The organism is Olivibacter sp. CPCC 100613, from assembly GCF_036959255.1.
GTDB lineage: Bacteria > Bacteroidota > Bacteroidia > Sphingobacteriales > Sphingobacteriaceae > Olivibacter.
This window is the reverse complement of the sequence record NZ_JAWMTI010000007.1, coordinates 166,161-180,724: the sequence shown is the minus strand read 5'-3', so window position 1 is coordinate 180,724 and position 14,564 is coordinate 166,161. Positions and strand designations below refer to the sequence as shown.

Here is a 14,564-nt window from a genome sequence, read left to right as displayed (position 1 = left end):
GCCTTTATACAATATGCAGGACGGTACAGGTTGCTTTTAATGAGAGAATCTCTTTTTTTTGGATGTATACGGATTATGATAAATAACCTAATGATAGAAATCTGAAAAAATGAGATACAAAAGCCCGATTACTTTCGTTTTAGCGGTGTTATTCTATTTCCTTCTTTTTAAAAATGAAGGGAAGCTCCATGCACAAAATTTTCCTGATGGAACGCCTATACCTACTTGGTTTTCGGATACAAGTAAGATCGTTCGCAATTCGTTGGGGAAAGAATACATCGTTACCGATCACGGTGTAAACGCCGATAGCACCCTCGTACAAACTGAAAGTATCCAAAAAATTATTGACAAGGCGTCTGAAAATGGTGGTGGTGTTATTGTTATTCCAAAAGGCGTTTTCCTCACGGGATCACTCTTCTTCAAACCTAAAACACATCTATATCTAGACGAGGGTGCAACGCTCAAATGCAGTGATAATATTGCTGATTTTAAAGTGCTTACTACCCGTATTGAAGGGCAGTCGCTGAAATATTTTGCTGCCTTGATCAATGCCGATGGTTTGGACGGATTTACGATTTCAGGAAAAGGGATAATCAACGGCAATGGATTACGTTATTGGCAGGCGTTCTGGCTTCGCCGCGAGTGGAACCCGAAATGCACCAATATGGACGAACAGCGCCCACGGCTATTATATATATCGAATAGTAAAAATGTGCAGGTATCAGGCGTTCAGTTGCTTAATTCACCTTTCTGGACCTCGCATTATTACAAATGCGAAAACCTAAAGATTTTGGGTGTGCGTATTCTTGCAGGTTCAAACAATGGAAGTGAAGTTCGTGCGCCAAGCTCGGATGGCATTGACCTAGATGTATGTCAAAATGTGTTAATAAAAAACTGCTATATATCCGTAAATGATGATGGTATTTGCTTAAAGGGTGGTAAAGGGCCAACAGCCGATAAGGACCCAAATAATGGGGCTAATCGCAATATCATCATAGAAGATAATACGATCGAAAACTGTCCGTCTCTTACATTGGGTAGCGAGTCGGTTTTTAGCGACAATGTCATTATGAGGCGTTGTACCGTAAAAAACACCTCCTATGTGCTTCGATTGAAAATGCGGCCCGATACACCGCAAAAACATAAAAACATATGGGTAGAGGATATTGACGGCACTGCACGCAATTTTCTTACCATCGACGCATGGACGCAATTTTTTGATTTGAAAGGACAACCGGAACCGAAATCTTCCGTAGACCATTTAACCATGCGCAATTGTAAGGTGACCTGTGATCGTTTTCTTCATATCAACGATTCCAAACAATACACGCTTTCCAATTTTACATTCGAAAATTTAACCATTTCAACGCCAAATGAAAGTGATGTCGCGTTTGACTTCATCAGAGGTTTACAATTGAAGAATATCATTGTAAATGATAAGAAAGCGGTGAAATAAGATTTTTCTTTTTATTCGTTATTGTTTGTTTTAAAAAGCACTCATGCTACTTCGTGGTTTCCGCAAAAAAGAAACAAAAACCGACCTTAGGGAGCTCATGAGCGCCAAAAATGAACGGAACGCGAATAAACTCGCCACTTGGATCTCCCGCTGCAATGGTAGTGCATCAACCTGCAAACCGCAGGATATCCGATGTGGCATTTTAGGTAGAACGGAGGGTTCCTGCGAATAACCAAAAAGGCTCGGTGTGTGGGAAAAATGGCCTTGGAGGATATCGACGTAACGAGCAGCAAAGCATTTGCACGTCTGCTCGTATTGCAGTACCAGAGCGGATTGAGGAAGTGAAACGGCTCCAATACGCGGAATGGATGCTTTGCAATCAGGTGCAAGGTAGCCTACACAGCCTTGGGTTTTGTTCAACTTTTTGCCAAGAAAAAGTTGATAAAAAAACGTTCCTTTTTTAAAAACAACTGCTCTGCAGAAAAAGAGCGATAGCTGAGGCAATGTTCTTAATGTTAGCTTCAGCTGTTAAAATTCCTACCTGCCAAGCTTCTTTTCCAGCCATTCACCTACAACCTCATTTTGTTCTTTATAAGTCCAATGTCCGGTCTCCAAGGCAAGATATAGTTGTTTTGGCGACTGGATTACATTATACACGGCATATAAAGAAGTTGGTGGGCAAGTTTCATCATTAAAGCCCCATGAATAGATGCCTGGTACTTTTAATTGTCGAGCAAAATTAACCACATCATAATAACCCATGGTTTTTAGTTTTTCAGGGGTTTCATTAACAGATCGATTTGTCGAATCCAGGTAATGTGGCCAACCGCCGGCTCGTCCTTTTAAGTAGCCGGTTAAGTCGCTGAGTGCCGGATAAAAGGAAGCCAAAAACTTGACACGTGGGTCCAAAGAGGCGGTCACAATGGAAAGTGCTCCTCCCTGACTACCTCCTATAACAGCTAGGTGTTCACCATCAAACTGAGGTAATGAGCTGATGAAATCGTTTGCTCGTACACATCCCAAATAAACACGTTTGTAATAAAAACGGTCCCGATTATCCAGGTTGTAATTAAAGTAGTTCCACAAACCTCCCAAGCGAAGACTGGCATAAAGTTCAGGATCCATGTTTACCGGTATGCCATGAATACCAATTTCGAGTGTTATAAATCCTTTTTCAGCCATTGCAATATCGCCATTATAAGGTCTGACACCTGCACCCGGCACTCGGAGAATCGCTGGATACTTGCTTGCTTTCTTGGGTACGCATAGAATACCATAAAGCCTGGAGTCGCCATAATTTTGCATGTTAACATGGTATACATTCACTTTTTCTGTGCATCGTTCGGGCAATAGCGTCATTTTTGCATCTAAGGGGATTGCCGCCAGCTCTTTTTTGGCTTGGTCCCAAAACGCAGCAAAGTCATTCGGCAGCTGAGCGGCTGGTTCAATTTTCTCTGGGGTAAAACCTGCCGTGGCGAGGCCTTTATATGCTTTGCCATTCACATAAGCATAGGCCGTTAAGCGAAGAAAGCCTGGCTGCTTCATACCTTCACCTTTAACGGTATAGGACGCGGACGTCAACAACAGCGAATCTTTCTTAAGTGCCGGCATTTTTTCCGGGCCGAGCTCATAACGCAAAGGAATATTCTTTAATGGATTGCCATTTTGAAGAATGGTAACCGTGAATTTCACCGGTTCATTTAGCTTGTATTCCCAGTTCTCATGATCGGGTGCTACTATCACCTTAATAAATTGCTCACTGGGTTGCGCTGCTACTCGAAAAACGATTGCGAAGAGAAGAAAGGTCAATAAATTAATAAATCGCATAGTCATAATTTAAGTTTAATAATGCCATTATAGCAAGGTTGTCGTTTACTTTTGCTAAAGTAATGAGAATTCGATATTGTTCAATCGTTATCTTCGATTTTTTTCAAACCGATAAGTATCAAGATGTAAGTATCAGGACGCTCTAATAATTTCGCTTTTAACATATAGCAGAAGGTGTTTATATTAAAATATTAAAAGAACGTTTTGTTTTTCTTTTTTTCCGCAAAAAAAAAAACAAAAAACTCGCCACTTGGATCTCCCGCTACAGCGGTAGTGCATCAACCTGCAAACCGCAGGATATCCGATGTGGCATTTTAAGTAGAACGGAGGGTTCCTGCGAATAACCAAAAAGGCCCAGTGTGTGGGAAAAACGGCCTTGGAGGATACTGACGCAACGAGCAGCAAAGCATTTGCACTTCTGCTCATATTACAACATCCAAGCGGATTGAGGAAGTGAAACGGCTCCAATACGCGCTAACGATGTTTTGCAATCAGGTGCAAGGTAGCCTACATTAGCCTTGACTTTTTTGGTTCTTTTTGTGTTAAGACAAAAAGAACACGATAAAGTTGATTAAAAAAAATGTTCCTTTTTTAAAAAGGTAATCCCTAAGTCAGGACGGCGCAGGTTGCGATTGCATAGCGTTTATGTGTATGTTTGTTTTAAGTCATTATATACGCAATAAAAACCGATTAAAGCCAATATAGTAAGTATGAAATCATTCCTTCTCACAATCCAATTATGTTTATGGACCGGTGTCTCCCACCTTTTATGGGCGCAGTTACCTCCCGTATTTGAACCAATATACGATGGAAAAGTCCAAAAAGATGAATTGACACGAGTGTTTATCTCGCCGCAGCGCGTGCTGTGGAAATATGCTGGAGATGGCACGTTGGTAAGCCATGAAGAGGAATTGCTGAAGCAAGGGAATAGTCAAACCGAGCTGGGCGGGAAAAATATGTGCGAAATGGTGTCCACGGAGAATGAAGTGGCGTCGATTCTCTTAGATTATGGGAAAGAAATACATGGCGGTTTGCAACTTGTATTAGGAGGGTCTACACGCCGCGAACCATCTTTAGTGCGGATCCGATTTGGCGAGTCTGTTGGTGAATGTAATAGTCAAACCCGAAACTATGAGTGGGGCGTTGGTTATGCTACGGATGATCATGCGAAAAGAGATATTACCATGGAAATACCTAGAGACGGCCTGATCGAGATCGGTAATACCGGGTTCCGCTTTGTTCGTATTGACCTCTTGCAGAAGAATACCACCATCCATATTAAAGAGGCGAGGGCAATTTTGCGATACCGTGATATACCTTATTTGGGATCATTTAAAAGTAACGATGAACGGCTCAATAAAATTTGGCTAACGGGAGCCTATACCGTGCATTTGAATATGCAAGAATATGTATGGGATGGCATTAAGCGGGATCGCTTGATATGGCTTGGGGATATGCATCCTGAAATTTCTACGATCACCAGCGTGTTTGGCAATAATGAGGTTGTGCCAAAAACGTTGGACCTAGCTTGTCAGCAATATCCCTTACCGCAATGGTTGAATGGGATGAGCGCATATTCTTTATGGTACTTGATCATTCAATACGACTGGTACCAACATAGTGGTAACCTGGATTTTCTGAAGAAACATGAGAATTACATTTTAGGCTTAATTGACTTGATCGATGGAAAAATTGATGTGAATGGAAAGGAGCAGCTGGCTGCAGAGCGCTTTCTGGATTGGCCGTCTACACCTAACAAGGAAGGGGTAGAAGCAGGCTATCGAGCACTCATTGTTTGGGCAATGCAAGATGCCGCCAAATTATGTGGAATTTTAGGACAATCTGCAGCCGCGGAGAAGGCGCGTGCCTGTGTTGAACGTATGAATAAATATGTAAAAGACCATCATCAATTAAAGCAGGCCGCTTCCTTAATGGCAATCGCAGGAATTATGGATCCGAAAAAGGCTTGCGATGAGGTGGTTTCGGTAGGTGGAGCCAAGGATTTCTCTACTTTTTATGGCTATTATATGTTGCAAGCTCAAGCGAAGGCGGGTGAATATCAGCAGGCTATTGATATTATTCGTCAATATTGGGGGGGTATGCTGGACATGGGAGCGACTACCTTCTGGGAAGATTTTAATTTGGATTGGACAAAAAATGCTACGCGTATTGATGAGATGCCGGTGTCAGGTAAAAAGGATATACACGGAGATTTCGGCGCCTATTGCTATCCCGGGTTTCGACATAGCCTGTGCCATGGCTGGGCGTCCGGGCCTACCGCTTGGATGAGTGAACACATACTGGGTGTGAAAATTTTGAAAGCTGGTTGTAAGGTCATCAAAATCGAACCACATCTGGGTGACTTACAATGGGTGGAAGGTACTTTTCCTACCCCGTATGGGCTGATTGAAATTAAGCATAGTAGGCGGGCTAACGGGACGATTGAGTCTACCGTAAAGGCACCGAAAGGTGTTAAAATAATTAAATAGATAGTTGCAAGATGCTTCAGAATAGTCTTTTAACTCATTCTCTTATTTTTAACGTATATAGCCAATGCATATAAATAAATGCCGGAGTATGCTTATAGCACATAAAACCTTCTTATTCTTTATTTTCATGACCTTTGGTCTGTACACCGCGTCTTCTCAAGAAGTCGGAAAGCAGGTTCAGTACCTATCAGGTACAGATAATCAACATACGGTTACATGGGATTTTTGGTGCTCAGGGGGACGTAATAGTGGTAAATGGGGCAAGATTGTAGTTCCTTCTCACTGGGAACAACAGGGTTATGGCGATTATAACTATGGCCGTGATTATGTTACTTATGGAAAGAATTTTCGCTTTCATGACGAGAAAGGAGTATATCGACATACTTTTTCGGTCAACCAACAATGGAAGGGGAAAAAAGTGTTTATTGTATTTGAAGGGGTGATGACCGATGCGGAGGTGAAAATAAATGGCCAATCCGCTGGTCCGATCCATCAGGGGGCTTTTTATCGCTTTCGTTATGATATAAGTGATAAACTCCGCTACGGAAAGGAAAACCAACTAGAAGTTACGGTTAGTAAGATGTCAGCTGATCCGTCAGTTAACAATGCAGAACGGTTGGCCGATTACTGGATTCTCGGTGGGATTTTTCGTCCGGTGTACTTAGAAATTGTGCCTGCATCTTTTATAGACTATGTAGCCATTGATGCAAAGGCTGACGGTTCTTTTCGTATGCAGGCGCATTTGGAAGGCGTGCTGGAAGAAATGACGCTGAAGGCAAAAATCATTAATCAGCAGGGCAAAACGGTGGATATGCTGCAGGCCACGGCCAAGAAAGGGGACGCTGTCGTGTCATTTAATACCAATGTGAATAATCCTGCTTTATGGACTGCCGAAACGCCTAATCGCTACCGTGTAAGAACTGAACTCTATAAAAACGGAAGCTTGGTATATGCCATGTGGCAGCAATTCGGTTTCCGTACCATCGAAGTGCGTAAGCAAGATGGAATCTATCTGAATGGTACCAAAATTAAAATGAAAGGTGTAAACCGACATGTATGGTGGCCGGAAACAGGGCGTTCGGTGAATTCCACCATTGATTTGGAAGATGTGAAGTTCATTAAATATATGAACATGAATGCGGTTCGTTGCTCACATTATCCGCCCGATCAGTCTTTCTTGGATATCTGCGATTCTTTAGGACTCTGTGTTATCGATGAATTAGCGGGCTGGCAAAAGGCTTATGCAACACCGGTGGGAACAAAATTGGTAAAGGAAATGGTTCTGCGCGACTTAAATCATCCGTCCATCATCTTTTGGAGTAATGGTAACGAAGGGGGACATAATATTGAGTTAGATGCCCTATTCGATCAATATGATTTGTCTAAACGACCGGTAATTCACGCGCATCATCGTCCTGGCAATGATTTTAATGGGATCGACTGTAATCATTATGAAGATTATTACAGTACGCAGAAAATTTTGGCCGATACCAATATCTATATGCCTACCGAGTTTCTTCACGCTCAGGACGATGGCGGGGGTGCAGCGGGCTTAGCCGATATTTGGGAATTGCACTGGAAGGCAAAAAGGGGTGCCGGTGGTTTTCTTTGGGCCTTAGTAGATGAGGGTTTAGTTCGGACGGATGAGCAAAACAAAATAGATGTGAACGGCGTGAATGCACCGGATGGTTTGGTCGGGCCACATAGAGAACATGAAGGTAGTGTGAATGCAATCCGGGAAATTTATGCACCTATTAAAATCGACGGGAAGGAACTTCCTCCTGATTTTGATGGGCGTATTTCAGTAGAAAATCGCTATCATTTTACGAACCTGAATCAGTGTACTTTTAAATGGGAACTCTTAAATTTTGACAAACCCTTACAAAATGGTAAAGGCTTTACCACTGTATCAAGCGGAAAGGGCAGGTTTCCCACTATTGCACCTTTAGCAACCGGTCATTTGTCTATTGATTTACCAGCAAATTGGTCTAACGAAGATGCCCTGGCTTTAACGGCATTCGACTCCCAAGGGAATGAAATCTATCGTTGGGTATGGAAAATCAAACCTAATGAGCAACTCGCGGTTCATCAATTTGATGAGCCGATCGACGGAACAGTTAACATGCAGGAAAAGGATAGCCTGATACAGTTAACGGCCAATGGTATAACGGTCTCAATTCATAAAAATACAGGTCTATTAGCGCATCTAGCGAATGCTTATAGTAAAGCACTTTCTTTTAAAGACGGCCCTGTTTTAGTGAGCGGACAAGCAAAGGCCGTATCAGTAAAGCATTATCAGGAAGGTCATGTTGCTGTTGTGGAAGCGTCATACAACGGTGATTTAAAGTATATCAAATGGAAAATGGATAAATCCGGATGGCTGGAAATGGACTATGCCTATACCCTGAATGGCGATCATGTATTTGCCGGTGTCAGCTTTTCTTACCCCGAGAACTTTGTTTTAGGAGTCAAATGGCTTGGAAAAGGGCCCTATCGGGTTTGGAAAAACAGATTGCAGGGAACTACCTATAACGTTTGGAAGAATCGGAATAATAATACGCAAACGGGTAGTTATCCTTGGCGCTATCCCGAATTTAAAGGTTATTACGCGGATGTCACTTGGATGGAAATGAACACCGTTGAAGGTAAATTCTATATGTCCTTTCCCGACGAAGATCAATATGTAAGGTTGTTCGATTTTTATGGTTTGACCGGTGCAAAACCACATCCGGATCTACCAATTGGTGATATTTCTTTTTTAGACGCCATACCCCCTATTGGTACAAAATTGGCATTGAACATGACTACCGATACGAAAGGCTTAGGACCACAAAGTGAATTGAACCATCTCGATGGAAAGCTTATCGAAAGAAAGGTTTATTTTTACTTCGGAACTCCAAAAGTGAATGGGGAAAACAAACAATTTGAGATGCCGAAAGTAAATGTGTTGACGGATTAATTCAAGCTGCAAGTTTTAAGCTATAGGTTATAGGCTTTAAGCTCGCATCTGCCTGTTGGAAGGCGGGCTATCATTATTAACAATCTATTTATCTTTGTGGTCATGAACTCACTTTGTTCGGTTATCACATTATCACATTGGCTAATTATCACATTAACTACTTCCTATTAACTACTCCTAATTAACTAATCAACAACTTCTCTACTAAACTACTCCCTACTCAACAATTCCGGAAACGATTGCGCAGTTTAACTCATGGTTAAATTGATGCTTTTTTACTTAGAACAGCGGCTTTTTTTGATTCTGTTGACTCCTTAATACAGGACACTACAGGATGCGGAACCTTTTTTCACTCTTTAATATTGTGTTCAGCTAACAACGACCTAATCGACATAAACTAACCAATACCATTCGATTGTAGTATCACTTGTTAGGTGAGTTAATTATTGAACGGATACATCCCGATTCAACTGATATAAATCTAATAAACTAAACTTATGAACCGAAAAATTACTAAAATGTATGCAGGGCAATTAAAGTTACCTTGGCGCATTAATGCCTTGCGGACTTACTGTTTATTTACTGTTCTTTTGTTTTATGCACTGCTGCCCACCGCTTTCTCGCAACAACCTGTTCGTGGAAAAGTAATTAGTAGTCAGGATGGCGCCTCGCTGCCCGGGGTATCTGTTTTTGTCAAAGGTACAAAACAGGGAACTACTACCGACACGGACGGAAACTTTGTCTTACAAGCCGGCGAAGATGCCGTACTGGTTTTTTCCTTTATGGGATACCACAGTAAGGAAGTCCCTGCAAAAGGAGTATCAACCGTGTCATTGGAAGAAGATAGTCAAGGTTTGGATGAAGTGGTCGTCATTGGTTACGGAACGGCGAGAAGACGGGATTTAACGGGAGCAGTTGGTACGGTCAAAGGGAGCGAAATTAGGAATATACCAGTAACCAACGCAGCACAAGCGATTACCGGTAGGGTTGCCGGGGTCAATGTCGTGACTCAAAGCGGGGCTCCCGGAGCTGATATTAATATCACTGTAAGAGGAGGGACTTCCATCACGCAAGGAACGAACCCACTGTACATCGTTGACGGCTTCCAGATGGAAAATGCATTGCGCAATGTTGATATTAATGATATCGAATCTATTGAAATATTAAAAGATGCATCGGCTACCGCCATTTATGGTGCCCGTGGAGCAAATGGTGTGATCTTAATTACCACCAAGTCAGGTAAATCTGGTAAAACAGAGGTGAATTATAATACCTATTTCAGTTTTGAAAAGCTGAGCAGTAGGCTTGATCTACTGAACACAGAGCAGTATGTGAAATATCAGTATGAATTCCAAACACTCACCGGTAAAGAAAGCCAGTGGGCGAACATGTTTGGTGGTGATGTGTCTAGTACCGACTTCTATACTGGAGCTTACGATCGGATTGCACGCGACTATGGGGCACGGGCCGGCATCGATTGGCAGGACTTGGTGTTTGGAGATCAAGCTATTTTGCAGAACCATAACGTAAATATCAATGGTGGTTCTGAGAAAACGAAGTTCATGGTCAGTTATAATTTTACCGGCCAGGACGGAATTCTCGCAAAAACAGGTTATGAACGAAATAGTGTCCGTGCTAAATTCAATCAGCAACTAGCAAAGGGGATCAGTCTTGATTTCAATACAAACTTGCAAGCCACTAAAACAAAGGGTGGTGGCTCCTTAGGCGGCATGCTCAAAATGTCTGTTTTGCAGCCTCCAACGGGTGGTATCCGGTTTACGGATGAACAACTAATTCAAAGTGATATAGCAGAAGAGCTGCAGGCAGAGGATTCCCAATACGATATCTATAATCCGATTATTACAAATGATGCCGTTACCCAAACGAAATATGCCCGTTTAGCGGGAGTCAATATGGGCTTGAATGTGGATTTTCTCAACGACTTCACGTTTCGTACCGCCGGAAGCTACCAATGGACACAAACACGTAGCGATTACTGGGACGATGGTCGTACTCGAACGGCGCAAAATAATAAAGGACCTTATGGTAGTCGTAACAACAGTGAAAAGTTTATATGGCAAATCGTCAATACCCTTTCTTGGAAAAAATCGTTTGATAAACATAATTTCAATGCGGTGTTGGGACAGGAGACAACTTATGAGGAGTCGATGTCATTAAACAATACGTATTATGAATTTCCTGAAAATAATTTCGGCTTGAACGACGTCAGCATGGCGGGAAGGATTGATCGCCCCTCATCTGATAAATCACGTTATGGTTTGGTCTCCGGTTTTGCCCGTTTGATGTATAACTACGATGATCGCTATCTATTAACGGCTACCATTCGCCGAGACGGTGTATCGAAGTTTATGCCTGGTCGGCAGTGGGGTACTTTACCTTCTGCATCTGCTGCTTGGAACATCGATCGAGAGCGATTTATGGAGAACATCGATTTCTTCGACCAGCTGAAGTTTAGGGTGGGCTACGGGACGACTGGAAATTGCGATATCGGGAATAATACTTATACTACCTTGTATCAATCCACCACCTATGCCATTAACAATGTAGAGGTTAATGGGTTAAAACCTACGAGTAAGCTGGGTAATCCGCTCTTACAATGGGAGAAGACGCAGACCACCAATATCGGCTTAGACTTTTCTATTCTTAAAAATAGGGTATCCCTTACGGCCGACTATTATAACAACATCTCCAAAAACTTGCTCATCAGTGTTGCCATACCTACTTCTACGGGTTATACCAGCCAAAATCAAAATGTGGCTTCCATCAGAAATAGAGGCTTTGAGTTCCTGCTAAATACAGTGAATGTTCGCTCAAACGATTTTCAGTGGACAACAAGTTTAAATATCTCCTTTAACCGATCGAAAGTATTATCACTCTTCGGTGGCGATCGTGATTATATGCGCACCAATTTGAGTTCGCGCGTGGATTTCTGGACAGAGCTCAATAATACGGTCGGACTGTTTTATGGCTATCAATACGATGGTATTTATACAACCGATGATTTTATCCAAAACAGTGATGGCAGTTATGCCTTAAAAGATGGTGTGGCTTCTTTGAAAGGGAAGGCGCGTTCATCTATAAAGCCGGGGGATGTTAAGTATGTAGCGTTTAGTGGTGAGACCGATGCCGACGGCAACCCGGTTTGGTCCACTAATGACCGGACAGTTATTGGTAACCCTGAACCTAAATATTTCGGCGGTATCAATAATACGTTTGCCTATAAGGGTTTTGATTTAAGTGTATTCCTTAATTTCAGTTACGGTAACCAAGTTTTTAATATGAACTCCCAGCGCTATATAGGACCTTATCTACCCAATCAAAACTCGATGTCTGTCATGAACAACCGCTTCACTTTAATTGATCCGTCCACAGGTATGCAAGCAAGTGATTTGACGCGTTTAGCGGAATTGAATCCTAATCAGCATGACAAAAAGGCCATGTGGAGCCTTAATGCGCCTAACAATATTGCCATCACCGATGCCTTGGATTACTACTTGGAAGATGCTTCTTTTTTGCGCATCAATAACATCACACTGGGATATACTTTGCCTAAATCCTGGTTACAGAAGGCTTTCATTAATAATGCAAGAATCTATTGCACCTTGAACAATATCCATACGTTCACCGGTTATTCGGGTTATGATCCGGAGGTATCAGCTACGGGGTCTATTCTCACCAGAGGCGTAGACAATTCGGCTTATCCAAGAACAAAAAGTATTGTCGTAGGTGCTAACTTAACCTTTTAACCTTCAAAGCTTGTCAATCATGAGAATGAATATAAAACTTATTTTCTTGCTAGGGGTCGTTCTTTGCAGCTCCTGTAAGAAATGGCTGGAGATGCCGTCCGAAAAAGAATTCGATAGTGAAACTATTTTTGATAATGTCTCCCGGGCCGAGATGGCGGTATTGGGCGCCTATAGCAGCACCTTCAATCGTGAATTATATTATCAATTCGGTATGGGAACCGACGAATGTTTCTCTACCGAGGGAGAGACCAATTCAAAAAATCAGGTGGCGAATTATGTATATAATACCTCCAACATTCCTACTTCTACTTATACAGCGATGTATGCCGGTGTCGAGTACGCAAATGTATGTATTAAGAATCTACCGCAAATGGAGGCCGCCAATGAGCAGGAAAAACGCAAGCTGGATATGCTCTTAGGCGAATCGTACGCCATTCGGGCGATGAATATGCTTAATGTGGTCCGTTTCTTCGGAGATGTTCCGTATCCCAAAATTCCGGTTGTGGATGTAGGTACCTTCAATTCGTCAAGAGTAAGTCGCGATACCATCTTGGATGGGTGTATTGAAGACCTGCAAAAAGCAATCGAACTGCTGCCCTGGAAAGGGGAAGGAATGGTGGCTACGTCGGAACGCTTTACTAAAAACACAGCTTATGGTGTGCTCGCCCGGGTAGCGTTGTATGCCGCTGGTTATTCATTACGTTGGGACTTAAATTCGTTCGCACCCGGTTCTGTAAGTATTGCGCAGCGTAACGATGCCAACCGCATTACACAGCTGTACGAGATTGCTCGAGATGCGTGCAAAGCTATTGTAGATCGAGGCGAGAATAATTTAATTGCTTATGAGACGGTATTCCGTGATTTGGTGAATGGACAGTATAATGTCGAGACAATGCTGGAATATGGCCAACATGGAGCGAATAGTAACGATGGTTCTATTGGTTATACAAACGGAATGTTTGCCCATACGAACTGTATGTTCGGTAAAGCCCAACCGGCTATGGGGGCCTTGCCGACCTATTATTTCGATTTCAGTGAGGGGGACCTAAGGCGGGATGTGGCTATCTGTAATTATAGTATCGCGAGCGATAATACCCGGCAGATGAATAATTATGCAGGGATGACCATCGGTAAATTCCGTGTGACCTGGAAGGCCGAAATAGGAACTGCTATCAACAAACGTGATATTAATTGGCCGGTACTACGTTATTCGGATGTCTTGCTGATGTATGCGGAAGCTGAAAATGAACTGAACCATGGTCCAACAGCCCTTGCCGTTGAAATGTACGAGAAGGTACGGTCAAGAGCTTTTAACAATGATCGAGCTAAAATGGGATCGACACCGAGTAGTTACGAGGACTTCAGAAAAGCCATTATTTCGGAACGAAAATTGGAACTCGGCTTTGAAGGCTGGCGCCGAACCGACTTGACGAGGTGGGGTATTTTATACGAAACACTTAGTGAAACGAAGCAAAAACTTATCCAATTGGCAAAAGGTGAAGGACCATATGCCGGCGTTGACAAATATCGGGCTTACAAAAAAGAGCAAGCTAAATCTTTCCTCGATCCGGTCGTCGCAGTTCCTTTTATCGGTTATTCGCAAGCTCCAACAGCGTCTGAGCAGCAGGAATTAAACGCTCAAGGCTATACTTTGCTTGAAATGCATGGTAATGTTTCGCTCTTTAATGCGAATAGAACTGATGCCTCCTCGGCTTGGATAACAGGATTGTTCAGAGGTCTCGAAAAAAATAAAGTGGAAATTTTACCATTAAATGCTACGACGATCGATGACAATCCAGGCTTGCAGGGACAACAACATCCGCTCTATTAGGGAGTAGTTAAGTAGGGAGTAGGGAACTAGTTAAATAGGATTCCTTACTCTCTACCCCCTTGTCCAAATTTATCACTTCATAATTCCTGCCTACCGGCAGGCATCACTACTAAACTACTTCCCTACTCAATTATTCGACAATTCACTGATTTCTTTACTCCCCCGCAGGTCCCAGCATCAGATTAGCTAATTCACCAATTGGCTAATTAACTACTTAACCACTCAACAATTTCTC

Annotated in this window: 7 protein-coding genes; 5 read left to right on the top strand and 2 right to left on the bottom strand. The window is 42.5% G+C overall.

The window, feature by feature from the left end:
- The first annotated feature begins 109 nt into the window (after positions 1-109).
- On the top strand, positions 110-1,456 hold the full coding sequence (locus RYH73_RS20145; RefSeq protein WP_335315284.1) for a rhamnogalacturonidase: 1,347 nt from the start codon (positions 110-112) through the stop codon (positions 1,454-1,456).
- A gap of 30 nt (positions 1,457-1,486) precedes the next feature.
- On the opposite strand, the gene RYH73_RS20140 is transcribed toward RYH73_RS20145, so the two are convergent.
- Together RYH73_RS20140 and RYH73_RS20135 are read right to left on the bottom strand one after the other, a co-directional pair.
- On the bottom strand, positions 1,487-1,876 hold the full coding sequence (locus RYH73_RS20140) for a hypothetical protein (RefSeq protein ID WP_335315283.1): 390 nt from the start codon (positions 1,874-1,876) through the stop codon (positions 1,487-1,489).
- A 117-nt stretch (positions 1,877-1,993) separates the two neighbouring features.
- Positions 1,994-3,289: an acetylxylan esterase gene (locus tag RYH73_RS20135; RefSeq protein WP_335315282.1), complete on the bottom strand. Its 1,296-nt coding sequence runs from the start codon at positions 3,287-3,289 to the stop codon at positions 1,994-1,996.
- Between the two features lie 704 nt (positions 3,290-3,993).
- On the opposite strand from RYH73_RS20135, the gene RYH73_RS20130 reads away from it, so the two are divergent.
- The 4 genes from RYH73_RS20130 (at position 3,994) to RYH73_RS20115 (ending at position 14,329) form a co-directional block, all read left to right on the top strand.
- Positions 3,994-5,772 (top strand): alpha-L-rhamnosidase-related protein, encoded by a 1,779-nt coding sequence (locus tag RYH73_RS20130; protein ID WP_335315281.1) that lies wholly within the window; start codon positions 3,994-3,996, stop codon positions 5,770-5,772.
- Positions 5,773-5,860: 88 nt separating this feature from the next.
- Positions 5,861-8,731: a glycoside hydrolase family 2 protein gene (locus RYH73_RS20125; protein WP_335315280.1), complete on the top strand. Its 2,871-nt coding sequence runs from the start codon at positions 5,861-5,863 to the stop codon at positions 8,729-8,731.
- A gap of 497 nt (positions 8,732-9,228) precedes the next feature.
- A complete protein-coding gene (locus RYH73_RS20120) occupies positions 9,229-12,498 on the top strand; it encodes a SusC/RagA family TonB-linked outer membrane protein (protein WP_335315279.1) in 3,270 nt (1,089 codons plus the stop codon).
- A 19-nt stretch (positions 12,499-12,517) separates the two neighbouring features.
- Positions 12,518-14,329 carry a RagB/SusD family nutrient uptake outer membrane protein gene (locus tag RYH73_RS20115; protein WP_335315278.1) on the top strand — a complete coding sequence of 604 codons (1,812 nt, stop codon included), beginning with the start codon at positions 12,518-12,520 and terminating at the stop codon, positions 14,327-14,329.
- Positions 14,330-14,564 lie beyond the last annotated feature (235 nt).